The sequence below is a fragment of the Paenibacillus sp. 19GGS1-52 genome (assembly GCF_022369515.1).
Taxonomy (GTDB): Bacteria; Bacillota; Bacilli; order Paenibacillales; family Paenibacillaceae; genus Paenibacillus_AQ.
The window spans coordinates 2,857,936-2,883,280 of the sequence record NZ_CP059724.1 but is presented as its reverse complement, the minus strand read 5'-3'; the positions used below and the strand labels follow the sequence as shown (position 1 = coordinate 2,883,280).

Genomic DNA, 25,345 nt, shown 5'->3' with positions numbered 1-25,345 from the left:
ATTCACGTATGCAACGAAAATCATAATACCTTATAATTACTTCACGGTTACAAGTTTGTCTATAATAGCGCTTATGCTCTCATCATCAGCAAAGCTGTAGGTTCCGTACTGTATAATTTTATTAACTTTACGCTCATTGGCAGCCTGAAGAAAGATACTTTTATCCTGAATAACTCCAGCTTTGGCCAATAGATTTGCAGTCTCAGTTAATGTGGTCCCATTGGGAATTTTTACGGAAATGGTTCCGTTTGCTGTTATTTTCGGTGGAGCAGGAGTAACCGTAGTTATCGAAGAGGGTGCCGTTACCTTAGGCTGCTGGACTTCTACTTTAGCAGGCTGGGATGGTGTCACAGGCTCTTTAGGAGCCGTGGCCGCACTTGGTTCTCCAGCAGTGACTGGAGAGGTTGCTGGAGACGGAGAAACAGCGACAGCAGCCTCTGAAGGAGCCGGCGTTACTATTGCCGCCTCTGAATTAGCTTTCCACTCTTCAGCGGTGAGCAGTTTAGCCGTTTCATCAGTTACTTTTAGATTAAGCTTTGCTGCACCTTTTACAACCTGATCCTTCGTAAGTGGGGCCGCACCACTAGATATCACTAACTGAAGCAGCATTGCACCTGCAATAAGTCCTGAACCCATTCCAAGCATGAAGGAGCGATTCTTAATCATAGTGATTCCTCCTGTTTGGCAAGCTGCAGGATTAATTGTACTTCTCCCCGTTGAAGTCCTGCCGTCTTGGCAATGGAATCAATGGACTTCCCCTGATCATGTAATTCAAACAAGCGTGGATAGCGCAGTTTAATAGAACTGACGGGCTTTGGTTTTTCTTTAGCTTGTTCAAGATATGAATCATTTCGTGGAGCAGAGCCTTCTGCTGTTGCCGCAGCAGTTGAAGAACTTGTTCCATACGAAACCGCTAGCTGAAGCAGACCTTTCTCTTCCGCAGCCATTCTTGCCTCAAGCTGATGTGAACTCTTCTGCAGTTCAGTGAATTGACCCCGAAGTTCATTTAGTTGTTCCTGCATGGCAGTTTGATTGCTTTGAGACTGCTGTTTGAGACTGGTGATCAATTGTACCAATTCATTGTTCTCACGCTCAATGTCCGCCATATACAGTTCAAGAGCAGTTTCAATTTCCTTCAGACTTTGTTTCTCTGTTTTTCCTTGCCGTGCACGCGCCGGCAGTATCAGGGCGTAAACGATAGCAACGGCGCCCACCAGCACAATATACACCCATGGTTGCAAGTACCTTATCTCCTTTTATATACGGAATATAAACTGAAGCTTAAAGACTCAGATCGATACGGTGTCCCTTATAGGGATGTTCCGCATTATGCTCAACGTCTGATTTATGACGTTTTTCTGAAGAAGAGTTATTCCCTGAATGTTTTCCCCGTTGACCATCATCCCGCAGCGCAGTTTCAGAAGCATCATCTACTTCGGAGTTGCGCTGACTCAATTCCAGGCTGTGCTTCACATTTTGCCCGGCCAAATGCTGCTGGTCTACAGCTGGACGATGCTGCAGCTCATTCTGGATTTTTCCGGCATCGGTTGTTCGAGGCATAGCAACTTGCAATTCCACAGGTCTCAGGCTCATATCAACCCTCTTCTCACAAGTAATAACCAACTACCGACTACCAGGATACCAACCCACTTAACTTAAATATAAGGCGATAAAGAAATATCACCTTCGTTATAGGTGAACACAACACGTTCCGTAGCATCCTTGACGAATCTAGTATATCTGCCAATTACGATTTTGGAACCACCATATATTGTCTTTATGACTTCCACTCTGGCTCTGGTAGTGTCTTCAAGCATTTTTTCAATCTCCAGCACACGTTCTTTAATTCTTTTCTCCTCACGCTGGTGTGATTGTTTGGTAGCGTTAAGTTTAATGCGTAGTGCTACTTTGTCAGATGAGAGTTGCCCGTTATTTGCTAATTGACTCAATAGATATAATGCTTTAGTAGTTTTATCTTCATTATCCAGCAGCTGCCGTAGCTCTTGTCGCAACTCATTTATCTCGTTTCTTAATTCAGGAACAACACCAACCTCGATCGCAGTTGCCGTTGACATTGAGTTCCCGATTGTTCGTGCGACAACTTTTTCTCCAGCCTGAACAATACCACCAACAATTAATCCCTTAGCCCCACTGCAAATGACATCTCTTCCTGCCCGTATATTAGAATGCATTATGCTTTGTGAGACAATAACATCTTCACCAGCAGTCACATTTCCATCTTGAATGAACGAGACCTTCACATTTTTTCCAGCGCTTACATGACCTTTGTTGTAACCGATAATGCCTCCAGTAATCTCGATGGAACCGCCAGATATTAACTCAGCACCTTCTACACCACCAATTACGCGGATATCACCAACAGACTTCACGCTGAATCCCGAAAGCACGTTCCCTCGGATAACAACTGTACCTACAAAATCAATATTGCCTGTGTTGTAATCAACATCGCCGTTAACCTCATACACAGGGAATACATTAATCTTTCCTTTATCAGTAAGTGTTACAAGACCATCAATTGCTGCATACATTGCGATTTCGTCTTTGTCGATCAGCACGTTTTTACCGATTTTGAAGTAGGCTTCTTTTCCTGCCTTGAAAGTGAGCTCTTCTCCAGTTACTGTCTTACCAGCCTTCCCAGGTCGTGGAGGAATAATTTTAGCTATCAATTGACCTTTACGGACGTTATGAAGCCGAATTAAATCCTTGTAATCCACCTTGCCATCAGCCTTCTCCAGAGGTTTACGGTCCACTTCCAGATCAACAGTAAGCATAACCCGTCCATCTTCACCCTTTACTGCGGGTTCACCAATTGCAATAGGTACCCTATTAAAAAAATATTCTTCTGGATGTTCACTTAGGCGTTTAACTATATCGTTCTGAATACCAAATTTAATATTGTGACTGAGCAGGAAGCCTTCAAGATCTTCAACTGAGCAGGAAAAGTTCTCATCTTTTTTGGAGAATTGAAGATAAGCAATCTCTTTATCCTCCGAAAATGTAATGCTTAAGTATTGATTCAAAGCGTACTGACCGATCATTCTATGCTCCCCCTTGTTACCGCCGCCGGTTAATCGTTTTGCATGAGAAGATCGCGGTTTTTTTCAAGCGTTCCTCTCAGCCGCAAAATAGCCTTGGAATGAAGCTGCGAAATACGTGAGGGGGATAGAGACATAACCTCAGCGATCTCGCTTAAAGATAAATCCTCATAATATAAAAGGGACACAACGGTCCGTTCTTTCACCGTTAATTTCTCAATTCCTTTGGTGAGCATTTCACGTAAATAGAACTCATTTACCTTTCGGTCCGGATTCTTAGCTTTATCGTCCACCAGTATGGACATCCGGGTTTCCGATTCTTCTTCACGAATGGGGTCTTCCAGTGAGCAGAGTGTCATAACCGCCACATCCTGCAGCATATTTTGAAATTCTAGTTCGCTAATATCCAGATACTGGCTCATTTCCTCGTCACTGACTGACCTTAAATATTTCTGTTCCAATTGCTGATAAGCATCCTCAATTTTCCTTGCCTTTTCGCGTACCGATCTGGGAACCCAGTCACTTTGGCGCAATGAATCCAAAATTGCTCCACGAACCCGCCAAGAGGCATATGTCTGAAACTGGAGGCCTCTTTTGTAATCGAATTTCTCGATAGCATCAATCAGTCCCATAATACCATTGCTTGACAAATCATCTTTGGATACATTTTTGGGCAGACCGACAGCCAAACGACTGGATACATAATCTACAATATGAAGGTAACTCTCAATCAATTTTTTTTTGGCTTCAGGATCACCGTGTTCTTTCCACTGTTCCCATAACCCGTCAGTTTCCAATTGAGAAACTTTACGCTCGTTCAATGGCTTTCACCCTTCCCAAAGTTTAGTCAACGCGCCTTTTCGCGGTGAAGCGTTCCTTGCTATAGGATAACCGGTTCCACCGCAGCACTCGCTTATTCTTCTTTCAGGTGACGAACGGCCTTGGCCAATTCTTCAGGATCTTTCAGCGACACCAGTTTCGGCGGCTGCAGTGGTGTGAAGCCATCACTCTTTCCGCTTCCTTGACCCGGCTGCGGTTTAAGAAGGTTTATTAACTCCTCATCCTCATTAGGGGTACTAATATCCAATTGGGAACCAAGCTCCTCATCACCGACCTCATTATTAGAATCGGAGTCTATGGGAGGCAAGTTTTGTTGAACAATAGAACCTAATACCCATCTCAGGAGGAACGCAAGCACAAACCAAATGATAAATCCTAAAATACCCCGAATAAAACTAGTTAGTAGCAAATTGTTCCCATAATTAATAAAAAAAGTAAAAATGAAACCTAACAATCCAAAGATAAGGTTTATCACAATGTTTCCAATCATAATTATAATTCCTTAGCGCCCTTTTGCACACTACGGATATACAAAACTCCGGTGTTGCAGGCGATTTCAATCGTACGGCCATAATTGCCGCCTGTGTCTTCCGCGATTAGCGGAATTCTTAATAACTCGAGTGCAAGTTTACAAGATTCCACATTTCGAGGCCCGATCCTCATGGTATCACTCCCCCCGGCAAAGGCAAACATTTGTGAGCCTCCTGCCATCTTAGCCACGATCCGACTCCGGACCGCTCCAAGTTCCAACAGACGGGATAAGAGCTCCGGCACTGCCGTATCTGCAAACTTTGCTATGTTAAGTTGTCCTTCACGGGCAATATCGGACGATGGCAGCATAACATGCGCCATCCCCGCAAGTTTTTTCCCGGGATCGAACAACGTCAATCCTACGCAGGAACCAAGGCCTGTGGTGCGGATTAAACTCTCTTGGCTCCCAACGTTAAGATCAGCCATTCCTACTTTAATAATGCTCTGTTCTTCAATCATCTTCAAACGGGACTCCAAGAGATTTGAAGATTTTCGGGAAAGATTCTGGATCGGGAATCAGGAAAAATTGCCCTTCAATTTCATTTTTTCCCTCTAAAAAGGTTGTGTCAATCAATAAGGCATTATCTCCCATTTGACCGAATTGCAGCAAACCATAACTCAGAATGGCCCCTGCCATGTCCATCGCCAGTGCTGGCACAGTCGGATACATAGATAGCGAGGTAAAGTCTGCAAGAGAAGTGAGATAGGAACCTGCTAGAATATTACCAATTTCACTTAACGCAGAAAGCTCCATTTCGGTAAGTTCTTCGTTGTCCGACATTTCGAGACCTGCAACACGGCTTAGTAAGCTTCTTGCTGCATCAGGTGTAAGAATAAAGAAAAGATTGCCCGGTGCTTCACCTTCAACACGCAGAAAAATAGCATATACAAGTTCTTCTGCTCCGCCAACTTTATCAGTAATCTCTTCAAAACTCAGCAATTGAACTTTTGGAACCGCCATATCAATCGGTTTGTTCAAGAGTTGGGATAATGCAGTGGCTGCATTACCCGCTCCGATATTTCCGATTTCCTTGAGCACATCCATTTTAAAATCCTTGAAGTGCTTGAATAATTCCACGGGTTAGCCCTCTAGACTTTCTAAATGAACGATTTCACCCTTGTTAAGCACCTCGGCCAAGTTAAGCATAATGAGCAGACGATCTTCTCCAATTTTGGCTACCCCGTCCAGATATTTAGCTTTGATACCACCCACAACGTCCGGAGGTGTGTCAATGGAGTCTCTGTTTAAATCTATAACATCATTTGCAGAGTCAACGATGAAGCCAACTTCCATATCATTTACGGATACAATAATTACACGGGTCTGATCCGTATGTTCACCCTCTTCAATACCAAAACGCCCCCGCAAATCAATAACAGGAATAACCACACCGCGCAAATTAATGACACCCTTGATAAAAGAATATGTTTTGGGTACGCGGGTAATTGGCATCATACGTTCAATGGTTTGTACCTTTTCTACTTCAATACCATATTCCTCTGAGCCCAATTTGAATACTATCACTTTAATATCTTCAGCCATGGAATGAACCTCCCTGTTCTATCCTAGTTATTTAATAAAAGCGTTTGGATCGATAATGAGTGCAACTTGGCCGTCACCAAGAATTGTAGCGCCTGATATTCCTTGAATATCCGGCAAATATTTTCCGAGATTCTTAATAACAATTTCGTTCTGCCCAATAAAATCTTGGACGGCCATGGCAACTAAGCGTTCTCCCTTGCGTACCACAACAATTTCAGTTTCCTCTTCATCACTCTCATCATAATCAGGTACTGAGAAAATACGGCTTAGTGAAAGAAGTGGAATATTCTTATTGCGGAATTCAAGCATTTTATTTCCATGTATGGTGCGGATTTGAGATTTCTTCACAATTCCTGTCTCTACAATAGAAGACAAAGGAATTGCATATTTCTCCGAACCAAGCCGAATGAGCATGGCAGCAATAATTGATAGAGTAAGTGGTAACTGAACAGAGAAGTTTGTGCCTTTACCCAGGGTGGAATATATCGTTACATTTCCCCCAAGCGAAGAAATCTTCGACTTCACTACATCCAGCCCTACCCCGCGTCCAGAGACATCCGAAATCACTTCTGCGGTACTAAAACCTGCTGCAAAAAGCATCTGGTGAGCTTCTTCATCATTCATCGTCGCTGCTTGCTCTTGTGTAATGACGCCCTTTTTCACAGCTGACTTCAGTACTTTTTGCGAATCTATTCCAGCCCCATCTTCCTCTATTTCAATAAAGACATGGTTACCGCTATGAAAAGCCCGCAGATTGATCGTACCCATCTCCGGTTTACCGGCAGCAATCCGGTCAGACACGGATTCAATACCATGATCAACGGCATTACGCAGTAGATGCACTAGCGGATCACCGATCTCATCAATAACGGTACGATCAAGTTCTGTTTCGGCACCAGTGACTACTAGGTCAATTTTCTTATCCAGCGACTTCGCGAGATCGCGTACCATACGTGGAAAACGATTGAATACCGTATCCACGGGAACCATCCGTAGCTTCATTACAATATTTTGCAAATCCCCACTGACCCGGCTCATGTGCTCAACGGTTTCGGTCAGATCACCATTCTGTACTTCTGAAGCAAGCTGTTCCAACCGGACACGGTCGATTAAAAGTTCACTAAATAGATTCATCAGCACATCAAGACGTTCGATATCCACACGAATCGTCCGAGAAGGTGCTCCACCAGTTTTGGCTGGTGCTGCTTTCCCTCCTTCTTCTCTGGCTGCCGACGTATTCGACGAAGCTGCAGAAGGAACTGAGACGGATGAGATCACCGGAGCAGAAGTAGGTACTTCCGCAGTTGCAGCAACAGAATCTTGCCCTAACTGTCGTAAGGATTCCTGATCAAGTGCTACAGACGTTACTTTCTCGATCTCCGACAAGTTCAGAATCATTGCCTGTATTTCGCTTGCACCCTTTTGAGTTATGTAATAGAGTGAGAAACTTTGATCGAATTTCTCTTGCTCTATGTCCTGTACCGAAGGGAAGGATTTAATAACTTCACCTGAGCGTTCCAAAAGATCAAATACCATATATGCGCGTACCGCTTTAAGTTGACAATCCTTGCGAATCGTTACCTCCACATATAATACATTATGGCCTTCCTGCATTGACTGTTCCAGAACTGAAAATTGGAACTCATCCAGGAAAACCGGAGCATCAGACGCTTTAACAGCAGGCTTCGAGACTTCAGCTACAGCTCCTCCCGCATTAGGAACCTCACCCCGAACAATAGCTTGAAGGGAAGTTACAATTGCTGATACATCAGCTTTGCCATCTCCGCCTCCCATAATATCCTCTACCATAGATTCTAAAGCATCAATACTTTTGAATAATGTGTCAAAAATGAAATCCTGCATCCGGAGTTTACTATTGCGAACCAGGTCAAGCACATTTTCCATTTGATGTGTGAGTGAAGCCAAATCCTCAAAGCCCATTGTGGCAGCCATGCCCTTTAACGTATGTGCAGAGCGGAATATCACCTGTACAATACTAAGATCATCAGGATTTGCTTCTAGTCCCATCATACTCTCGTTTAAAGACTGCAGATGATCATTTGACTCATCAATAAACATGGATAAGTATTGGTTCATGTCCATTGTGAGCACCTCCCCTTCGAGTTCGCTTTTCCGTTATTTAACGGCTTGCACCAGCCTTGGAGCAATTTCTTGCAACGGCAGGACGTATTTAACACATTGTAATTCAACCGCCGATCGCGGCATCCCGTAGACAACACAGGTTTCTTCACTTTCGGCAAAGGTCGATGTAACACCAGAATCATAAAGAGACTTCATCATTTTTGCGCCATCACTACCCATACCGGTCATCAACACTGCATGACGTTCCAAAGAGGTTAGGGAAAGCACCGATTCGAATAGCACGTCCACCGAAGGCCGATGGCCATTCCGCATTTCTTCCTTTGTAAGTGTAACTGCATATTGCCCGCCAGGAATTGAAATAACCTTCATGTGGTAACCACCAGGGGCAATATAGGCAACTCCCTGACGTAATGTCATCCCCTGCTCTGCTTCCGTCACTTCAAGTGGGCTGAAGGTATTCAGACGCTGCGCTAACGATTTGGTGAAATTGGGCGGCATATGCTGCACAATGACAATTGGCGCAGGGAAATCGGCAGGAATATTCTCCAACAATGCCTTTAGAGCGCGTGGTCCCCCTGTTGAGCAGCCTACAGCAACTAACTTACGAAGACCTTTGACACCAGACTTTCGGTCTGCAATGGCCGCTGGAGGTTCAGTAAACGCCTCAACAGATGGTTCTGGCACCAATCGTGAGATAGGTGACATTGGATGATTTTCCGCTTTAGAGCGATTTAGAAACTTCTCGGAAGCGGGCTTTGGTGGAGAAGCTAAAGGCTTGGCTACTTTTTTGGAAACATTGTTGTCTACTGGTAGCTTTTCCTTCAACCGTTTTGCCGCTTCTATTTCTGGAGAAGGTTTAGAATCTATTTGCGGTTTGTCAGCAGCTTTCTTTGGAACATCCAGGCTACTCTTTAGTTCTTTCAATGATGGTTTTATAACTGGTATTGACGGTATTGGAATGTCCGAAGGCTTGGTCTCCGGAGCTTTGTTAGCTGCAGCCCGTGCCTCACGCTGTTGACGGGCCAACATAGCTTCTCTCATTTGTTCCTTTAAGGATTCTCCCACAGCCATAATATCTTGGGAATTCGAAATGGAAGGTTTGCGAATAAAATCAAATGCTCCCCATTCAAGTGCAAGAATGGTTTCCTTCATGCCCTCTTCATTAATGCCTGAAACCATGATTACTGGCAGCGGATGAGAGGCCATTATTATTTTCAGCGCTTCCAGGCCGTTCATTTCCGGCATTTCCACATCCATAGTAACAAGATCCGGACGAAGTTCATTCACCTTTTCAATAGCCTCACGGCCATTTGCAGCTGTTGCCGTTACCTGAAAGTCAGCATCATTTTCTATTAAATCAGATATAATCTTGCGCATGAAGGCAGAATCATCAACAACCAAAACTTTATATGGCTTCATATCATTTCCACCTCTGTCCTTAAATTCAGAACAATTATTTGCTTCGCTTTAACCATTTGCTAATAAAACCCTTGATACCTTGTACCTTTGATACTTCTATATTACCACTTGCTAGGTAACTAAGTGCGAGTCTCTGTATATCTTTTGCTGCCGCACTATTCGGAAAGGCAATCGAGAATGGAACTTGCCGTTTGACCGACTGCACAACATGCACATCACTGCTTATATAACCTAGAAAAGGAACATCTAATTGTAAAAATCGACTGGCAGCCATCCGAATTTTGTCACTGGTTACTACTGCCTCCCTCTCATCAACTGCTTGATTAACAATCAGCCTAAAGGAAAGTCCAGGATTAGAATTGTTCACGACCTTCATCAGAGCGTAGGCATCTGTGATAGCCGTTGGTTCAGGCGTTGTCACCACAAGACAATCGTCGGCCGAAGTGATGAATTTCATTGTTTCTTTGGATAATCCAGCTCCTGTATCGAACAAAATGAAATCCATAGTGTCCGCGATTTGAGCGATTTGTGCAGTGAAATAATTAAGATCAGATTCTGAAAGTGAGAATAACTCATCCATACCTGAACCCCCAGCAATAAAAGGGAGTGCGTTAGGACCCAACTGAATGATCTGTCCAATATCAGCTTCTCTTTTCAGCAAATGATATAAGTTATACTTGGCTGTTACTCCCATCAACACATCAATGTTAGCCATTCCAATATCTGCATCAAATAATAATACCCTTCTACCCATCGCTTTCAGCGCCAAAGCAAAGTTAAGAGTGAAATTAGACTTACCAACACCACCTTTACCACTACAGACAGTAATGATGCGGGCAGTGGACTCGCCACCAGCAATACGTTTGGGGTCCTGACTTGATACAAGCTGTCTTAAGGATTGTGCTTGATCCATTATGGCCCCCCTGTTCCCAGCAGCAAATCGCACAGCTGCTCCTTGGAAACCATCAGCAAGTCATCAGGAACATTCTGTCCGTTCGTTACATAAGACAACGCTAACGGGTAATCATTCAGAACATTGAAAAGCGGACCATAACTACCCGTTTCATCAAGCTTAGTAAATATGACTTTATCAAGCTGATACCTGCCGAAATGTTCAGCGATCATTTTCATGTCTCTGCTCTTCGAGGTTAAGCTTAACACCAGGAACGTTTCACTTTTGAGTTCCTTTGCAAGTAGGCTCTGTAATTCTGCAACCAGCATCTCATTACGATAGTTGCGTCCTGCAGTATCCATCAACACAAGATCACAGCTTTCGAGACGAAACAACGCTCTCTGCAAATCTCCAGGTGATTGAACAACCTCCAAGGGTATATTCAAAATAGCTGCGTATGTCCGTAACTGCTCCACTGCTGATATACGATAGGTATCTGAAGTGATAAGACCTACTTTGCGTCCTTGCCTGAATAACTGTTCAGCCGCTAGTTTTGCAATCGTCGTTGTCTTGCCAACACCAGTAGGACCAGCAATATAGACGATCCGTGTATCCGAGGCAATACCATAGCCGATCCTATTCGACAAGAATTTATCCATTTGCTCTCTCAGACATTCATCAAATTGTTCTGGAATCCAGGTACGCCCATCCTCATTCCAGCGTTCAACAACGGTTTCGACCCACTCCTCAACAAGCACAGTGTCCGTTTCCTGTTCAACTAAGCGATCGCGCAACTGCTCCAGCCTCGAAGGCAAATCCCTTGTCACTGATGAGTGTCGGGCAATGCGCTCCATCCACTGCTTCATATCCCTAATCTCACGGAGAACGTCATTGTCTTGCCCTGCAGCGGCAGGAGTTGTCTGCTCAAATCCAAGCGACTCATGCAGCGTTTGTGTAAATGCAGATGATTCCTTACTTGGTGCCGAGTGTTCCAAATCAGGAGCCAGAGTATAGGGTTGTTCTATAGTAGGCTCTGATAAGACAGCAACTGAGCCTTGAAGCCCTACGGCTTCAGATAACGCTGCAGCGATCTCAGCAAATGAACGATTCTCCGCAGGCTTTGAACGATTCTCCGCAGGCTTATCTGCGAACGCAAGTGCATTGGCTGAGGCTTTTTGGTAAGCCTGCGGCACAGCGCTGCGCGGTATGCTCTGTGAAGGAGTTGGACGCTTTTCAGGAACAATTGCCTTCTGCTCTTTTTCAACAGCAGCTACAACCTCTATTTTCTTCTTTGTAAACAGACCCATGAATCCACCAATTTTGATTTCTTTCGTACTAAGAATGACGGCATCGCTTCCAAGCTCGTTGCGGATGGAATACATGGCGTCCGGCATCGTGTCGACCACGTAACGCTTCACTCTCATAAATTCACCACTCCAACGCTTTGAATTTCAATATTTGGCTCAAGCTCACTATAGGACAGCACTGGAATATCCTGCATGGTCCGTTCAATTACTTGCCGTAAATACATACGGATTGTCGGCGAAGTCAGAACAATAGGCTGATGTCCCGACTGAAGGAGACGGTTAATCTGCTCTGTAAGCCGTTGATATACAGTTTGGGTTGAGACTGGATCAAGTGCTAGATAACTTCCCTGCTCTGATTGCTGCACGCTTTCGGTAATTTTTTTCTCTAGAGTCGGTCCTACAGTAATTACTCGCAACGTTTCCCCAGCCTGCGAGAACTGTTGAGTAATCTGTCTGGACAAAGATTGGCGAACATACTCTGTTAGAATATCAGGATCTTTGGTGTATGTTCCATAATCGGCCAGCGTTTCGAAAATGGTGACTAAATCCCGAATGGAAATTTTCTCACGAAGCAGCTTTGCCAGCACTTTTTGCACATCACCAATAGCCAGTACAGAGGGAATCAACTCGTCTACCAATACAGGATAGTTATCCCGCAGATTGTCGACCAGCATTTTGGTCTCCTGACGGCCAAGCAACTCGTGCCCGTGTCGCTTGATGAGCTCCGTTAAATGCGTAGCAACAACTGAAGGCGGATCTACCACGGTATATCCGGATAACTCAGCCCGCTCTTTAACTGATTCGTCAATCCAAAGGGCCGGAAGTCCAAAGGACGGCTCGACTGTTTCTATACCATTGATAGAGTCATCGTCATACCCAGGACTCATGGCTAGATAGTGATTCAGTAATAATTCACCACCACCAACGTTATTTCCTTTAATTTTGATGACATATTCATTCGGTTTTAGTTGAATATTGTCGCGAATACGAATAACGGGCACTACAAGTCCCATTTCAAGTGCACATTGCCGTCGAATCATGATGATTCTGTCCAGCAAATCACCGCCTTGTCCCGTATCTGCTAAAGGAATGAGTCCATAACCAAATTCAAATTCAATAGGATCAACAGAAAGCAGGTTGATCACACTCTCTGGACTTCGCACATCTTCGATCTGTTTTTCCTCAACGAGCTGTTCTTCGGCAATTTGCTTACGATTTAAATTTTGTCCCATTGTATAGGCTGCAAAGGCTAATAAAGCTGCCAGTGGAAGAGTTGTAATGATATGAATAGGAGTAAAAAGACCTAAAAAAGCAATGGTAATAGCAACAATATATAATAACTTTGGATATGAGAATAATTGCCTAGTTAAATCTTCCGCCAAATTTCCATCCGAAGAAGCCCGCGTAACAATCAGGCCGGCTGCGGTCGAAATAAGTAGAGCCGGAATCTGACTGACCAAGCCATCTCCAATGGTTAATAAAGAATATGTAGATAATGCTTCTCCAAAAGGCATACCGTGAACTACCATACCGATTATGAATCCGCCGATCAAGTTGATAACGAGAATAATAATACTAGCAATAGCATCCCCTTTAACAAACTTACTCGCACCGTCCATTGCACCGAAGAAATCTGCTTCACGCTCGACGCTTTGTCTACGCTCCCGCGCCTGCTGTTCATTAATCATACCCGCGTTAAGGTCGGCATCAATACTCATCTGCTTACCAGGCATAGCATCCAACGTAAACCTTGCTCCTACCTCAGCAACACGTTCCGAACCTTTAGTAATAACAATAAACTGTACTACAACGAGAATCAGGAAGACGACAAACCCAATAGCAATTTGTCCACCAGCTATCCAGCTTCCGAATGTTGCGACAACCGAACCCGCTTCTCCATAAGTCAGGATGAGCTTAGTTGTTGAAATGTTCAACGAAAGTCTAAACAATGTCGTAATCAGTAAAAGGGAAGGAAAGATTGAAAACTGAAGAGGATCCTTGGTATTCATGGCTACCAAAATGATAGTCAACGCTATCGAAATATTAATGACCAGCAGAACGTCCAAAAGCCAGGACGGGATTGGCAGAATCATCATAAGCACGATACCAATAATGCCTAGTAAGACTGTTAGTTCTTTAGCTTTCAATGTCCTTGACCTCCCCCGCCTTATCTTTTCTTACCTTTTAGCTTATATACATATGCCAACACTTCGGCTACAGCTTGGAACAGATCGGCGGGAACTACATCCCCTATTTCTGCTCGTTGGAACAATGCCCGTGCCAGCGGTTTGTTTTCCATAGTTACAACGCCATGCTCTTTGGCTAGCTCCCGAATGCGGAGTGCTACAAAATCCTGACCTTTGGCAATAATCTGTGGTGCTTCCATCTTGGAACCATCATATTTTAGCGCTACTGCAAAATGTGTTGGGTTCGTAATAATTACATCCGCTTTTGGAACCTCTTGCATCATCCGCTTCATGGCCATACTACGTTGACGTTCCCTGATCTTACCTTTAATTAGAGGATCACCCTCCATTTTCTTATATTCATCCTTGATGTCCTGCTTGGACATCTTCAGACTTTTTTCATGCTCATACTTCTGATACATAAAATCCATAAAGGCCATGATCATCAGTACAACAGCGATTTTCATTCCCAGATTCATAGTCATCTTAGCAGCAAAATGGAAAATCTCTTCCGTACCAATATGAGAGAGAGAGGCAAAGCTACTCCTCTGGCCCCAAAGTGTGCTATAAACCAGATAAGCAATCAATACAAGCTTAAATATTGACTTTAGAAACTCAACGAAGGAGCGAGTGGAAAATATATTTTTGAAGCCCTTGATCGGATTAAGCTTGCCGAACTTTGGGGTAAGCCCTTCACCAGTTGCCATAAAGCCCACCTGAGCAATATTCGCCACAATAGCGATAATAAATGTAAGCCCTAGCAGCGGAGCAAGCAGAATTAATATTTGAATACCATACTGGTTAAAAAGTTCAGTCACATTCTCTGGAGTCAGCTCCATCTGTAGCCGGTTCAGAAAAACATCAGTGAACAGCGACATAAAACGTTCTTTCATAAAGCCACCAAACATCATTAAGCATACAATTGCCATCAGTAACACTGAAGCACCGGCTAACTCAGCACTTTTGGCCACTTGGCCCTTTTTACGTGCATCCTGTCTTTTCTTCGCAGTACCTCTCTCCGTCTTTTCGCCCGCGAAGTGTTGAAGATCCAGTCTATAACGCTTCGTTATTGGCATAACACTCTCCCCTTACAGTCACCTATGGTTTATTCCCCATGATGGTTAGTAAATTATGCATGGACTGGAACATAATATCGAAGAGGTTCTGGAATAGCACGGCTAGAGTTGGCATCAATACAAGTAGCAGCGCAAGACCCACAATAATTTTGAGTGGAATCCCGATAACGAATACATTGTACTGTGGAGCAGTTTTAGCAAGAAAGGCAAGACCCACATCGGTCAGAAAAAGCGCAGTTACTAAAGGAGCCGCCATTTGAAACGCCAGTACAAACGACTGTGCAAAAGTTCGGACCAGAAACTCGGACAAACTTCCATCTATCATTTTGAGAAACAAATCATTATTAAGCGGAATCCATTTATAACTGTATACGATTGCATCTAGCAAATAATGATGCCCATTCATACTTAGAAACATCAGCATTGCGATCATATACTTGAAGTTACCGATAATTGGTGCAGAGGCACCTGTCATTGGATCAATAACATTTGCCATCCCAAAGCCAATCTGGATATCAATAAGAGAGCCAGCCGTCTGAATCGTTGTAAACATGAGATATCCTACAAAACCGAGTAGTAACCCTATTAATACCTCTCTAGCGATCAGCAAAACATAACTAAGATCCTGAGGAACCGTGACTCCCGTGCCAATTGCACTAAATATCACTAATGATATAAAAAATGAAAGGCCAATCTTAAATGTTGTTGGAATACTTCGAGAAGAAAAAACGGGAATTACAACAAAAAAAGCTGAAATTCGACAAAAAATCAACATAAAGACGGGTAAACTTTGCTGTATGGACTCCATACTGATATTATCCAATGTACATATTGAGATTGCCCAAAATCTGACTGGTAAAATCCATCAGCTTCGTGATGATCCACGGTCCAAAAACCAATAATGCCAGCATTACAGCAACGATTTTAGGAACAAAAGCTAACGTCTGCTCCTGAATCTGTGTAGTTGCCTGAAAAATACTGATTATCAGTCCTACCACCAGACCAAGAATCAGCATGGGAGCGCTGGCTTCAAGTGCCAAATATACGGCTTGACCAGCTAGACCAATAATAAACTCCGTACTCATCCCTCATGCCTCCTCTTTTGCGTCAGGGGTTAAAACTTAATAGAAGTGATTTTATGACTAGGTACCAGCCGTCTACCAGTACAAAGAGCATAATTTTAAACGGTAATGAGATCATAACCGGAGGCAACATCATCATACCCATAGCCATCAAAGTACTTGCAACTACAATATCAATAATGAGAAATGGTATGAAAATCAAGAACCCCATTGTAAAAGCTTTTTTCATTTCACCGATTGCAAAAGCCGGTACCATCACCGTTAGTGGAATTTCACTATAGTTTGCGGGCTTTGTCGTGGTGCTGTTTTTGCTGGTATAGTTCATAAATAGCAACAAATCTTTGGTGCTAGTCTGCTTAAACATGAACTCCTTCATCGGATCAGCGGCCTTATTAAGCGCTTCAGTCTGCGTTATTGTACCCTTTATATATGGCTGCAGAGCCGTTTCATTCACAGTAGCCAAAGTTGGAGACATAATGAACAATGTGAGAAAAAGAGCAAGACCTACCAAAACCTGATTCGGAGGCATCTGCTGTGTTCCTAGCGATGTTCTAACAAAACCCAGTACAATCACAATCCGTGTAAAGCTGGTCATCAGCATCAAGAAAGCAGGCGCTACACTAAGTACCGTAGTGAGAAGCAGAATAGATATAGAACTGGTACCACCACTGGCACCACCACTTGAACCATCATTATTATTGCCGACTTGAATATTGATGTTAGGTATAGGATCAGCATGTATCGGGCGAATCATAAGTACGCTTAAGATACCGAGTAGCAGAAAAACAAGGATTAGCTTTTTTTTCATAAATCCCTCGACTCAACCTTAGAGGCATCATCCCGAAGCAGTTCTTCCAGTTTCTCTTTGCGTTCAGGCGCAGTACGAAGCTTGGATTGCAATGTTTCATAAAAGGATGATGTTTCACTAAGTTCGATTTCTTGAGATGGAATTTCCCCGCGCAACTTACCCTTGATCTTGGCAATAAGGGGTGCGAGAATATTATTCTGGCCTGAGGATGGATTCTCGAATGCCGATATGATCAATGCTACCTCAGTTGGATCGATAACCTTATCCAGAATGGATATATTCTCACCCACCCCAATTAAATATAGGCTGCTGCCAATTTCAATAACCTGCATCGACTTGTTAGGGCCAAGTCCAACCGCACCAAGGGTGCGAATGGAACGGCTACTCATAAAAGTTTGATTTCGGCGTCCTAGAAACCGGATCAGCAACACAATAAGTACAACAATTACCGCAAGGACAAAAATAACTTTAAACAAACTCAGCAGGGCGTTATCGCCGCCGAGCGGTACTGAATTGGTTGACAATGACATGTCTTTTTACTACACGCCCAGCGTTTTGTTGATAGCTTCAATTACACGGTCAGCTTGGAAAGGCTTTACAATAAAGTCCTTAGCGCCCGCCTGAATAGCATCGATAACCATAGCCTGCTGGCCCATGGCTGAACACATGATTACTTTAGCGTTAGCGTCCACTTTTTTAATTTCTTTAAGGGCGGCGATTCCGTCCATCTCAGGCATTGTAATATCCATCGTGATTAAGTCTGGACGCAGTTCTTTAAATTTCTCAATAGCTTGAGAACCATCCTGAGCTTCCCCCACTACTTCAAATCCATTTTTCGACAAAATGTCCCGGATCATCATTCTCATAAATGCTGCATCGTCCACGATTAGAATTCGATTAGCCATTTTTACAAAATCCTCCCTAAATATGCTTATTGTAATTTTTGAATTCGGTCCCACTGGCTGACGATATCCGTAACGCGAACTCCGAAGTTTTCGTCGATAACTACGACTTCCCCTTTGGCAATAAGCTTGTTGTTAACCAAAATGTCCACTGGCTCACCAGCCAGTTTATCCAGCTCAATAATCGAACCTTGGGACATTTCTAAAATATCTTTGATCTGCTTCTGGGTCCTACCTAATTCTACGGTTACTCTCAGTGGTATGTCCATCAATAAATTTAAATTATTTTCATCAATATTACCAAAAGCCCCACCAGTAAGGTTAGCAAATTGCACTGGCTGTACATTTACGTTGCGATTCGGTATTGAATTAGGCGGTGGAGCCTGTCCATATGGCATACCTTGCGGTGGCATTCCATATGGCGGCATCCCGGGCATTCCATATGCAGGCATTCCTGCTGGAGGATAATAATAGCCTCCTTCTGGCATTCCCGGGTAAGGTGGCATTCCCTGCGGCGGATACTGCGGAGGTACACCTCCCATCGGTTGAGAGGGTGCCTGCTGCACCGGAGGTGCTGGTGGAGCTGTTTCGGGTGGTGCTGAGTGTGCTGACTTAGAAGTTGCTTCCATAGACGCGGCGGCTGCCTCTTGTGTCTCTGCACTAACATCACCAAGCAACATTGTTACCATGTCTTTCGCAAACTTCACCGGCAAAAGCTGCATAATTGTCGAATCAATTAAATCACCTATTTTGAGACGGAATGAAATACGAATCAGCGTCTCTGCATCAGGTAGGCTGCCTACCCCTTCTCCACTCGACATATTGAGTATGTCGATTCCCGGAGGGGAGATATTAACGAACCTGTTGAAAATAGTCGACATTGAGGTTGCGGATGAACCCATCATCTGATTCATGGCTTCCTGAACGGCGCTGATATGAATTTCATTGAGCTCTTCGTCCTTGGGATCTCCCTCACCACCAAGCATTAAATCAGCGATGACTTGAGCATCCCTAATTTTGATAACGAGTGAGTTAATGCCTTGAAAACCATCAACATACTGAACGTGTACTGCAACATGTGGTTTAGGGAACGCTTCTTCGAACTCGCTACGTGTGATAATAGATACCTGTGGTGTAGTGATATCAACCTTTTTACCCAGCAAGGTGGAGAGGGCAGTTGCTGCGCTGCCAAATGTTATATTACCTATTTCCCCCAAGGCGTCCTGTTCGAATGGTGTTAAAAAGTCGTTCACCGACTTCTCCACGGGAGCCAATGTGCCCTCTGCGGATTGTCGTAGAAGGGCGTCGATTTCTTCTTGGGATAAATAATCTTTACTCGTCAAATTCTTCAACTCCTTCACTAACAATCTCGTCTATTTGCACAGCCACCCGATCTTTAATCATTCCTGGACTCCCAATGAATTTCAGCTTGTTTCCTACTTTAATCGAAAGTCCGGAATCCACGGTCTTGTTCAGTGAAATCACATCACCAACAGCGAGTCCAAGAAATTCAGCAATTGAAATATTCGATTCGCCTAGCTCAGCCACAATTGGAAGCTGGGCTCTATGTACCCTAGCTTTAATAGCCGCTAGTTCATCTTCATCCCGCACTTTTTTCTCAGTAACAAACCATTGGTGAACGGACAGCCTTGACATAATCGGTTCTAGCACAACATGGGGGATACAAAGATTGATCATCCCCGTTGTATCTCCAATTTTGGTACTTAAGGAGATCAACGCAATGGTCTCATTCGGCGATACAATCTGCATAAACTGTGGATTGGTTTCCAGTGCCTCCATTCGTGGCTGAATATCCAGAACCGTCTTCCAGGCTTCCTGCAGGCTCTCAAAGCACCTGCTAAAAATACGTTCCATAATTGTTGTTTCAATCTCGGTTAAATTAGTGATTTTTGAGGGGGCCGTTCCAAAACCTCCTAATAGCCTATCCAGCATGGCGAAAGCGATATTAGGATGAACCTCCATTACCATTCGACCTTCTAGAGGTTCGGCTTCAAAAATATTCAAAATCGTCATTTTCGGAATGGAGCGAATAAACTCATCATAAGGGAGCTGCTCTACCTGAACGACACTGATCTGCACAAAAGTCCGCAATTGAGCTGAAAAGTAGGTTGTAAGGTAGCGGGCAAAATTGTCATGAATCCGCGTAAGACTGCGGATATGATCTTTAGAAAAACGTACAGCCCGTTTGAAGTCATAAGAACGGATCTTTTTCTGTGTTTCTTCTTTTTTAAGCTCATCAGCATCCATTTCACCGGATGATAGTGCAGCAAGCAGAGCATCAATTTCGTTTTGTGAAAGTACATCAACCAATTCATTCACCCCCCCATCAGAGAATAATCACGACTGCAGCTACAAAGTAGTCAATATGAAGCTAGTCACTTCTATTTGAGTCAGCTTGCCTTCAGTCAAAGTCTTATTAATTAGATTAATAAGCTTGCTACTAAGTTGATCTTTGCCATTTGCCCCATTGAGCTCGGCCGGTTTAGTATCGGCAAGCGTCTTAATAATAAGCGGCTTAATCTTAATATCTTTAATTTTATCGAATTCCGTTTTGGCGGTTGCAGTATCCAATTGAAATGCGAAGTTTATCATAACGATATAATCGGGGTCAGCAAGATTAGTTTTGATGTCAATGATTTCTGACGTTAATTTAACGATTTCGTCAGCGCTTAATTTCTTGGCTTCCACCTTCTCAACTGCTGCAGTTACAGGATTTGCATTACTCGGAAAGATTTTATCCATTAATAAAAATGCGGCTACTGCGATAAGTGTAATCGCCAATAAAATTGTGATGAGCCACGGCAGCATCTTCTTCATGAAAGCTCCTCCATTGATTGGACTTTGATGGTGGCAGCATATGTGCCTATGTCCCTGTTATAATCCCGGATCTTCGTAATGACTTCATCGGCTTTTTCAAGAACGATCAATCTTTTCCCCGTGACGAGTGTAATATATGTATCGGGGCTTTCTTCAACCATTTCTACCAACAGAGCATTTAGCCACATTGGTGTACCATTTAATCTTGTTACTGAAATCATAACAGGCCTCCTAACAAAAATAGGGGAAGGAGACCCTCCCCCGTGACTTTACAATAGAACTTTTGCCAAAACGAAATGCTATTAGTAAGCACCTCGTTAAGTATCTTGTAATTAATGTTTCAGGTTAACAATTTCTTGCAGAACTTCATCTGAAGTAGTAATGATACGTGAATTCGCTTGGAAACCCCGCTGAGATACAATCATTTCTGTAAATTCATTCGTGAGATCCACATTGGACATTTCCAACTGACCAGCAACAATTGCTCCTGTACCTGTTTCTGTATTGTTTGCAGTCGTGGGAACCAGTTCACCATCAACATTGGCATTCAAAGTCATACGATAGAGATTGCCGCCAATTTTCTCCAGACCCTCGGGGTTACTGACCTTAGCCACTCCAATTTTAACACCTTGTTGTGTAGTTCCATCGGCCATGGTTTGGACAAGTGTTCCATCATTGGAAATGGTGAACGCTGTAACATCTGTACCCAATTGAATGGATGCACCGTCAGAGTCCTGCACGTGCATTCCATCAGCTGTCAAAAGGTTGCGGCTTGCATCCATATGAAAGTCGCCTGCACGGGTGAGAAACGGAGTTGCTTGGTCGTCTGAAAGCTTAACCATGAAAAAACCATCACCATCAATCCGCAGATCAGTTGGATTATTGGTCGTCATTGCACTGCCAGCTAGATGCAAAGTATCAATTGATCCTATACTTACACCCAATCCAATCTGCTTGGCGTTCACACCGCCCTGGGCGCCATCTGTTGGAGCTGTAACCCCAGAAACCGTCTGACTCATAATATCTTTAAACATTACACGTCCCGATTTGAAGCCAATGGTATTAACGTTAGCAATATTGTTACCGATAACATCCAGCTTCGTTTGGAAACCGCGCATTCCTGAAACTCCTGAATACATAGATCTTAACATGTTTGTTGTCCTCCCAGATTATGAAGTCTTATGACTCCTAAAGTGAATTATTTGGAATACTATAGTGATTCAGAGCTGGGACCGCGTCAGTCGGTCGGCGGTCACCCCGGCTCTCCGTTAGGACCGGCCGGTTTAGGATATGATTACAGCACTATCAATCTGTGTAAAAACATTGTCTTTCATCGAACTTCCATCCATAGCTGTAACTACCGTTCTGTTCTGAACACTAACGATTAGAGCCATGTCTTTCATCAATATCAAAGATTCTTTACTGCCCTTGGCTGCAGCTTTGTCCACTGCGGACGAGATCTGTTCCAACTCACGACTCCCGAGCTCTATCCCTCTTTGCTCCAGACGTTTAGCGGCATGATTGCTGAATTTCAGCATTTTTTGCTGCAAGACAGTTTCAAATGAAGCTTCCGGAGTCACGGAGTTCTTAGTTGCTGATGGTCGCTGTAGAACTGATGAATGAACATTTACAGGATACATTTGACCTATAGTTAGCCGGTCGCTCATAGTCACGCCCCGCTCTCCCCACTGTCTCCTGAAGTACTAGTATTACTGTCTGTAATAGTATTTACTTCCGCTGCAGCATTCTGAATTTGTGTAATATCGGTTAAAGCAATTCTCTCACTACCCACAACTGCATATTGAACACCGCTACTTACAACGATAGATTCAACATTACCCGTCTTCGGCAATTTTGTATCTGCATCATTCCAGGTGACAGACTTACCAATAAGTCCCGATACTGAGCCAAGTGATTGATTTAATGCAGTTAACTGGGTTGAAATATTCATTAATTGCTCTACGGATGAAAACTGAGCCATTTGAGCGATAAACTCTTTGTCCTCCATCGGCTGCATAGGGTCCTGATTCTGCAGCTGAGTAATAAGAATTTTCAAGAATTGATCCTTGCCTAAAGTAGAGTTGCCGGTAGTTTTGCTTGCTGCAGCCGCATTAGCAGCCGAATAGTTCCATTGGTCACTGGTAGATACAGGGTTAGTTGTCATGTTGATTCACCTCACTTTCGTGAATTCAGGATTTAAGCTTTAGCAGAAAAAGTTTCACCTTGATTCCGTTCTGACTGCACTGCGTTTGCGGTCCATTCTTTCCATTCACTATTCAACTCAGCGGCATGGATTGCATCTTTGGAATCTCCGCGGCTTTTTTTGGCACGACTGTCTGTCTGCTGTCCTCCAGAACCAGGCTGACGTCCTTCTTGACCAAATTGAGACTGCAAAGGTGTATTATTCTGTGTCACTTCCAATTTCTCAACCTGCAACCCCTGGGACTGCAATGCTGTCCGCAGCTGCGTCATTTGCTGATCCAACATATCTTTTGTTGTTGAATTTTGCGTTAAGAACTGAGCAACCAGATTACCGTTCTGCATAGTAATCTTAACATCCACTTGTCCAAGATTCTCCGGGAATAGTGAGATCGTAGCTTCAGCAATTCCACCCTTATTAACAATACCTAATTTACCAGTAATAAGTCCGGTCATTTCCTGCACAAACCTCTGAATCGGTACCGGAGGCACCTCCGATTTCAGTGGAGCTGTAATTCCACCACGCAAGGATAATTGACCCACAGTAACGACTTCTGGATCTTTGGAAACTATCTTTACCTCGGGTAAGTAATCCTTAGCTGCATTAGTCTTCTTGACTTCCTCAGCAACAATTACCTTAAGCACAGGTATGTTTGAAATCTCGGAATCTGCTTCTACAGTAGTTGAGGTTGCAACTGTAGCAGTTGCGCTTGTCTCTTTCTTGGGCGCTAAGATATCTTCCAAACGGTTAATCCAAGTGGGGATAGCTTTTGCTATCTTGTCTTTAGAATCTACCTTGGCCTCAGTTCCAGTTGGCTGATCGAACACTACGCCTGAATTCACGACTACATCAGATGATGTTGTTTTGTTATTTACTTTGTTCTTGGTTACAGCAGGCTGTTCTAAGATTCCGCCAGAATTCACAACTACATTGGAAGCTGTTACTTTATTTGTGTTGTCTGCAGTAGATACCTGCTCTAACAGTGCCGTGAAATTATTCAATAAATTAATTCCTTTAGCTGCAGATTCAGTATTCCCACTGACAACAGCTTGTTGAACCAAATTAACCAGACTGTTGAGATCATCCTGAACGGCAAACCGGATAGTAGCGGGATTCTGTGCTAATGGCGACAAACTGCCAGCTGTCTCAATACCGCCTTTAGTTGCGACCTCACTACCAGCTTCTGCTCCGGTTGTCGTAACTGTTTTGGAAGTGCTACTTCCTGATAATAAGGCAGATACCTGAAGAAGCCAGCTTTGCAAGGCAACAAGCAAGGTTGGGTCAGCACTGATACTATCATCCAACTTATCGATATCTTCTTTCAGACCAGCTGCGAGATCAGTACTCTTAGGAACCGACTCCTCACTCTCCTTACCAGTAGGCTGTACTGCATTTAGTAAGCCTTGAAGCAGAGAAGCTAAGTTTCCAAGTAACGGTGCTGCCTGTTTCTGCGCTGTATTTTCGCCCATAGTTTGGACAAGCGTCTGTGCAAATGGTAGTACTACTGCGGCTCCGTTAGAAGCAGAAGCTGAGGTTGTCCCATTTGCCGTCAAGGCATTACCACTAGAATTTGATTGAACAACTAAACTCATATATTTTCACCTCCCTTCAAATGTTATTTACCACCCATTAGCCGATTAACGACCTTGGCTGTCTGTGCACTGTCATTTTTGGTCATTTCCCCTAATATAGAGGACCGTACGCTGTCGCTTACAGAATTCAGTATTGTAATTACTTTATCCGGGCTTATTGCGTACATTGATCCGAGAAGTACAGCCGCATTGGCTGCCGTCATCGTGGTGAAGGTCTGTACAAGCTTTGCTTTATCCAGATTAGCACTGGTTCCAGTTGTTGCCGTTGTGGAAGCATCCTTTTTCAAGCGTGATTGAAGGGCTGCAATTGCCATATCGGTAGAAGTTGTCGTTTCTTTTAGCTTTATTGAAACTTCTGCAGCTTTTTTGGGATCCATCTTTTCCAGAATTGCTGTCTTACTTGAAGTACTCATTGCACTGAAGACTTGCACCATTTCTTCTGTTGTTAAATTTGCCATAATCAGTGCTGCATTCGCCGGCTTCATTCCTGCGTAAAGCAGGGCAAGATCACTTACCTTCTTCTGATAAGGATCATCTACAGCCTGTGTCGTTACGGCTACTGCCGCTGCCGCTGCCTCTGTTTTCATTTTTTCAACCTGGGCTTGCAAAGATTTCAACTGCGTATCTTGAGCCGTTTTCTCTTCCTTAGCCTTTTTCAGATTCGCTTCCTGCTTAGCAAGTTCCGCCTTTAACTGCTTGACCGTTGTGTCCGAGCTTGCTGCCTGATCCACAGTTTGCTGCTGCGGATCCGCTACTGGATCAGGGAACCAATTTTGAACAATAGGGATCTTATTTGCAATCTGGAGCACATTATTGCGAATATCCATGTTAAAAAGCGTTAATAGTACACCAAGCAGTACAAGCGTGAATATAATCGGTATCATTAAAAATAAAAAACGTTCAAGCTTTCCTGCTGATCCTTCATTTTCAAGCTCTATATCTTTCTTAGCCACTTGAGGAAACCTCCCAG

Annotated in this window: 29 protein-coding genes; all 29 read right to left on the bottom strand. The window is 43.6% G+C overall.

The window, feature by feature from the left end; translation table 11 throughout:
* Positions 1-36: 36 nt before the first annotated feature.
* Positions 37-666: a hypothetical protein gene (locus H1230_RS13750; RefSeq protein ID WP_239716168.1), complete on the bottom strand. Its 630-nt coding sequence runs from the start codon at positions 664-666 to the stop codon at positions 37-39.
* A complete protein-coding gene (locus H1230_RS13745) occupies positions 663-1,241 on the bottom strand; it encodes a DUF6115 domain-containing protein (protein WP_239716166.1) in 579 nt (192 codons plus the stop codon). The genes H1230_RS13750 and H1230_RS13745 overlap by 4 nt, the downstream gene beginning before the upstream one ends.
* Positions 1,242-1,281: 40 nt before the next feature.
* Positions 1,282-1,593 carry a hypothetical protein gene (locus tag H1230_RS13740; protein WP_239716164.1) on the bottom strand — a complete coding sequence of 104 codons (312 nt, stop codon included), beginning with the start codon at positions 1,591-1,593 and terminating at the stop codon, positions 1,282-1,284.
* 62 nt (positions 1,594-1,655) lie between these two features.
* Positions 1,656-3,059 carry a flagellar assembly protein A gene (locus tag H1230_RS13735; RefSeq protein WP_239716162.1) on the bottom strand — a complete coding sequence of 468 codons (1,404 nt, stop codon included), beginning with the start codon at positions 3,057-3,059 and terminating at the stop codon, positions 1,656-1,658.
* Between the two features lie 29 nt (positions 3,060-3,088).
* The gene (locus H1230_RS13730; RefSeq protein WP_239716160.1) at positions 3,089-3,877 is read right to left on the bottom strand and encodes a FliA/WhiG family RNA polymerase sigma factor; all 789 of its coding nucleotides are present in this window, start codon (positions 3,875-3,877) and stop codon (positions 3,089-3,091) included.
* 92 nt (positions 3,878-3,969) lie between these two features.
* The gene (locus H1230_RS13725) at positions 3,970-4,386 is read right to left on the bottom strand and encodes a hypothetical protein (RefSeq protein ID WP_239716158.1); all 417 of its coding nucleotides are present in this window, start codon (positions 4,384-4,386) and stop codon (positions 3,970-3,972) included.
* 2 nt (positions 4,387-4,388) lie between these two features.
* Positions 4,389-4,886 carry a chemotaxis protein CheD gene (locus tag H1230_RS13720; protein ID WP_154120286.1) on the bottom strand — a complete coding sequence of 166 codons (498 nt, stop codon included), beginning with the start codon at positions 4,884-4,886 and terminating at the stop codon, positions 4,389-4,391.
* Positions 4,879-5,472, bottom strand: a complete 594-nt coding sequence (locus tag H1230_RS13715) for a chemotaxis protein CheC (RefSeq protein ID WP_154120401.1) — start codon at positions 5,470-5,472, stop codon at positions 4,879-4,881. Before H1230_RS13715 ends, H1230_RS13720 begins: the two co-directional genes overlap by 8 nt.
* A 36-nt stretch (positions 5,473-5,508) precedes the next feature.
* Complete coding sequence (locus H1230_RS13710) at positions 5,509-5,970, bottom strand: chemotaxis protein CheW (RefSeq protein ID WP_239716153.1); 462 nt, start codon at positions 5,968-5,970, stop codon at positions 5,509-5,511.
* A gap of 27 nt (positions 5,971-5,997) precedes the next feature.
* Complete coding sequence (locus H1230_RS13705) at positions 5,998-8,073, bottom strand: chemotaxis protein CheA (protein ID WP_239716151.1); 2,076 nt, start codon at positions 8,071-8,073, stop codon at positions 5,998-6,000.
* A 33-nt stretch (positions 8,074-8,106) separates the two neighbouring features.
* Positions 8,107-9,492 carry a protein-glutamate methylesterase/protein-glutamine glutaminase gene (locus H1230_RS13700; protein ID WP_239716149.1) on the bottom strand — a complete coding sequence of 462 codons (1,386 nt, stop codon included), beginning with the start codon at positions 9,490-9,492 and terminating at the stop codon, positions 8,107-8,109.
* A gap of 34 nt (positions 9,493-9,526) precedes the next feature.
* Positions 9,527-10,408: a MinD/ParA family protein gene (locus tag H1230_RS13695; protein ID WP_239717307.1), complete on the bottom strand. Its 882-nt coding sequence runs from the start codon at positions 10,406-10,408 to the stop codon at positions 9,527-9,529.
* The gene (gene flhF / locus H1230_RS13690) at positions 10,405-11,808 is read right to left on the bottom strand and encodes a flagellar biosynthesis GTPase FlhF (protein ID WP_239716147.1); all 1,404 of its coding nucleotides are present in this window, start codon (positions 11,806-11,808) and stop codon (positions 10,405-10,407) included. Before flhF ends, H1230_RS13695 begins: the two co-directional genes overlap by 4 nt.
* The gene (flhA, locus tag H1230_RS13685; RefSeq protein WP_239716145.1) at positions 11,805-13,838 is read right to left on the bottom strand and encodes a flagellar biosynthesis protein FlhA; all 2,034 of its coding nucleotides are present in this window, start codon (positions 13,836-13,838) and stop codon (positions 11,805-11,807) included. Before flhA ends, flhF begins: the two co-directional genes overlap by 4 nt.
* Before the next feature lie 20 nt (positions 13,839-13,858).
* A complete protein-coding gene (gene flhB / locus H1230_RS13680) occupies positions 13,859-14,947 on the bottom strand; it encodes a flagellar biosynthesis protein FlhB (RefSeq protein WP_239717305.1) in 1,089 nt (362 codons plus the stop codon).
* A gap of 28 nt (positions 14,948-14,975) precedes the next feature.
* Complete coding sequence (fliR, locus tag H1230_RS13675; protein WP_239716143.1) at positions 14,976-15,761, bottom strand: flagellar biosynthetic protein FliR; 786 nt, start codon at positions 15,759-15,761, stop codon at positions 14,976-14,978.
* A 7-nt stretch (positions 15,762-15,768) separates the two neighbouring features.
* Positions 15,769-16,038: a flagellar biosynthesis protein FliQ gene (gene fliQ, locus H1230_RS13670; protein WP_239716141.1), complete on the bottom strand. Its 270-nt coding sequence runs from the start codon at positions 16,036-16,038 to the stop codon at positions 15,769-15,771.
* Positions 16,039-16,060: 22 nt separating this feature from the next.
* Positions 16,061-16,843 carry a flagellar type III secretion system pore protein FliP gene (gene fliP / locus H1230_RS13665; protein WP_239716139.1) on the bottom strand — a complete coding sequence of 261 codons (783 nt, stop codon included), beginning with the start codon at positions 16,841-16,843 and terminating at the stop codon, positions 16,061-16,063.
* A complete protein-coding gene (locus tag H1230_RS13660) occupies positions 16,840-17,367 on the bottom strand; it encodes a flagellar biosynthetic protein FliO (protein ID WP_481857139.1) in 528 nt (175 codons plus the stop codon). Before H1230_RS13660 ends, fliP begins: the two co-directional genes overlap by 4 nt.
* Before the next feature lie 15 nt (positions 17,368-17,382).
* Positions 17,383-17,748, bottom strand: a complete 366-nt coding sequence (locus H1230_RS13655; protein WP_019910416.1) for a response regulator — start codon at positions 17,746-17,748, stop codon at positions 17,383-17,385.
* 26 nt (positions 17,749-17,774) lie between these two features.
* Positions 17,775-19,088 (bottom strand): flagellar motor switch phosphatase FliY, encoded by a 1,314-nt coding sequence (fliY, locus tag H1230_RS13650; protein WP_239716135.1) that lies wholly within the window; start codon positions 19,086-19,088, stop codon positions 17,775-17,777.
* Positions 19,078-20,076 carry a flagellar motor switch protein FliM gene (gene fliM, locus H1230_RS13645; RefSeq protein ID WP_239716133.1) on the bottom strand — a complete coding sequence of 333 codons (999 nt, stop codon included), beginning with the start codon at positions 20,074-20,076 and terminating at the stop codon, positions 19,078-19,080. Before fliM ends, fliY begins: the two co-directional genes overlap by 11 nt.
* Positions 20,077-20,115: 39 nt before the next feature.
* Entirely contained in the window at positions 20,116-20,583 is a 468-nt protein-coding gene (locus H1230_RS13640) for a flagellar basal body-associated FliL family protein (protein ID WP_239716130.1), read from the bottom strand.
* Complete coding sequence (locus tag H1230_RS13635; RefSeq protein WP_154120312.1) at positions 20,580-20,804, bottom strand: flagellar FlbD family protein; 225 nt, start codon at positions 20,802-20,804, stop codon at positions 20,580-20,582. The genes H1230_RS13640 and H1230_RS13635 overlap by 4 nt, the downstream gene beginning before the upstream one ends.
* 111 nt (positions 20,805-20,915) lie before the next feature.
* Positions 20,916-21,734, bottom strand: coding sequence for a flagellar basal body rod protein FlgG (flgG, locus tag H1230_RS13630; protein ID WP_239716128.1), 819 nt, complete (start codon positions 21,732-21,734; stop codon positions 20,916-20,918).
* A 132-nt stretch (positions 21,735-21,866) separates the two neighbouring features.
* On the bottom strand, positions 21,867-22,250 hold the full coding sequence (locus H1230_RS13625; protein ID WP_239717303.1) for a TIGR02530 family flagellar biosynthesis protein: 384 nt from the start codon (positions 22,248-22,250) through the stop codon (positions 21,867-21,869).
* Between the two features lie 2 nt (positions 22,251-22,252).
* Positions 22,253-22,747 (bottom strand): flagellar hook assembly protein FlgD, encoded by a 495-nt coding sequence (gene flgD / locus H1230_RS13620; RefSeq protein ID WP_481857138.1) that lies wholly within the window; start codon positions 22,745-22,747, stop codon positions 22,253-22,255.
* Between the two features lie 32 nt (positions 22,748-22,779).
* Positions 22,780-24,375 (bottom strand): flagellar hook-length control protein FliK, encoded by a 1,596-nt coding sequence (locus tag H1230_RS13615; protein WP_239716126.1) that lies wholly within the window; start codon positions 24,373-24,375, stop codon positions 22,780-22,782.
* A gap of 23 nt (positions 24,376-24,398) precedes the next feature.
* Complete coding sequence (locus H1230_RS13610; protein ID WP_239716124.1) at positions 24,399-25,328, bottom strand: MotE family protein; 930 nt, start codon at positions 25,326-25,328, stop codon at positions 24,399-24,401.
* Between the last annotated feature and the right edge of the window lie 17 nt (positions 25,329-25,345).

Coding starts and splice junctions, on each gene's coding strand:
- H1230_RS13750 (WP_239716168.1), bottom strand. CDS start 666: ATGATTAAGAATCGCTCCTTCATGCTTGGAATGGGTTCAGGACTTATT.
- H1230_RS13740 (WP_239716164.1), bottom strand. CDS start 1,593: ATGAGCCTGAGACCTGTGGAATTGCAAGTTGCTATGCCTCGAACAACC.
- H1230_RS13735 (WP_239716162.1), bottom strand. CDS start 3,059: ATGATCGGTCAGTACGCTTTGAATCAATACTTAAGCATTACATTTTCG.
- H1230_RS13725 (WP_239716158.1), bottom strand. CDS start 4,386: ATGATTGGAAACATTGTGATAAACCTTATCTTTGGATTGTTAGGTTTC.
- H1230_RS13720 (WP_154120286.1), bottom strand. CDS start 4,886: ATGATTGAAGAACAGAGCATTATTAAAGTAGGAATGGCTGATCTTAAC.
- H1230_RS13715 (WP_154120401.1), bottom strand. CDS start 5,472: ATGGATGTGCTCAAGGAAATCGGAAATATCGGAGCGGGTAATGCAGCC.
- H1230_RS13710 (WP_239716153.1), bottom strand. CDS start 5,970: ATGGCTGAAGATATTAAAGTGATAGTATTCAAATTGGGCTCAGAGGAA.
- H1230_RS13705 (WP_239716151.1), bottom strand. CDS start 8,073: ATGGACATGAACCAATACTTATCCATGTTTATTGATGAGTCAAATGAT.
- H1230_RS13700 (WP_239716149.1), bottom strand. CDS start 9,492: ATGAAGCCATATAAAGTTTTGGTTGTTGATGATTCTGCCTTCATGCGC.
- flhF (WP_239716147.1), bottom strand. CDS start 11,808: ATGAGAGTGAAGCGTTACGTGGTCGACACGATGCCGGACGCCATGTAT.
- fliR (WP_239716143.1), bottom strand. CDS start 15,761: ATGGAGTCCATACAGCAAAGTTTACCCGTCTTTATGTTGATTTTTTGT.
- fliQ (WP_239716141.1), bottom strand. CDS start 16,038: ATGAGTACGGAGTTTATTATTGGTCTAGCTGGTCAAGCCGTATATTTG.
- fliP (WP_239716139.1), bottom strand. CDS start 16,843: ATGAAAAAAAAGCTAATCCTTGTTTTTCTGCTACTCGGTATCTTAAGC.
- H1230_RS13655 (WP_019910416.1), bottom strand. CDS start 17,748: ATGGCTAATCGAATTCTAATCGTGGACGATGCAGCATTTATGAGAATG.
- H1230_RS13640 (WP_239716130.1), bottom strand. CDS start 20,583: ATGAAGAAGATGCTGCCGTGGCTCATCACAATTTTATTGGCGATTACA.
- H1230_RS13635 (WP_154120312.1), bottom strand. CDS start 20,804: ATGATTTCAGTAACAAGATTAAATGGTACACCAATGTGGCTAAATGCT.
- flgG (WP_239716128.1), bottom strand. CDS start 21,734: ATGTTAAGATCTATGTATTCAGGAGTTTCAGGAATGCGCGGTTTCCAA.
- H1230_RS13625 (WP_239717303.1), bottom strand. CDS start 22,250: ATGAGCGACCGGCTAACTATAGGTCAAATGTATCCTGTAAATGTTCAT.
- flgD (WP_481857138.1), bottom strand. CDS start 22,747: ATGACAACTAACCCTGTATCTACCAGTGACCAATGGAACTATTCGGCT.
- H1230_RS13615 (WP_239716126.1), bottom strand. CDS start 24,375: ATGAGTTTAGTTGTTCAATCAAATTCTAGTGGTAATGCCTTGACGGCA.